Here is a 730-nt window from a genome sequence, read left to right on the forward strand (position 1 = left end):
GGCGGCGTGCCTAATACATGCAAGTCGAGCGGACAGATGGGAGCTTGCTCCCTGATGTTAGCGGCGGACGGGTGAGTAACACGTGGGTAACCTGCCTGTAAGACTGGGATAACTCCGGGAAACCGGGGCTAATACCGGATGGTTGTTTGAACCGCATGGTTCAAACATAAAAGGTGGCTTCGGCTACCACTTACAGATGGACCCGCGGCGCATTAGCTAGTTGGTGAGGTAACGGCTCACCAAGGCAACGATGCGTAGCCGACCTGAGAGGGTGATCGGCCACACTGGGACTGAGACACGGCCCAGACTCCTACGGGAGGCAGCAGTAGGGAATCTTCCGCAATGGACGAAAGTCTGACGGAGCAACGCCGCGTGAGTGATGAAGGTTTTCGGATCGTAAAGCTCTGTTGTTAGGGAAGAACAAGTACCGTTCGAATAGGGCGGTACCTTGACGGTACCTAACCAGAAAGCCACGGCTAACTACGTGCCAGCAGCCGCGGTAATACGTAGGTGGCAAGCGTTGTCCGGAATTATTGGGCGTAAAGGGCTCGCAGGCGGTTTCTTAAGTCTGATGTGAAAGCCCCCGGCTCAACCGGGGAGGGTCATTGGAAACTGGGGAACTTGAGTGCAGAAGAGGAGAGTGGAATTCCACGTGTAGCGGTGAAATGCGTAGAGATGTGGAGGAACACCAGTGGCGAAGGCGACTCTCTGGTCTGTAACTGACGCTGAG

Annotated in this window: 1 rRNA gene; it reads left to right on the top strand. The window is 55.5% G+C overall.

The window, feature by feature from the left end:
* Window positions 1-730, top strand: a 16S ribosomal RNA gene (locus tag D1350_RS23460); the annotation flags it as partial.

Source organism: Antribacter gilvus (assembly GCF_003946865.1).
In the GTDB taxonomy this organism is placed as follows: domain Bacteria; phylum Actinomycetota; class Actinomycetes; order Actinomycetales; family Cellulomonadaceae; genus Antribacter; species Antribacter gilvus.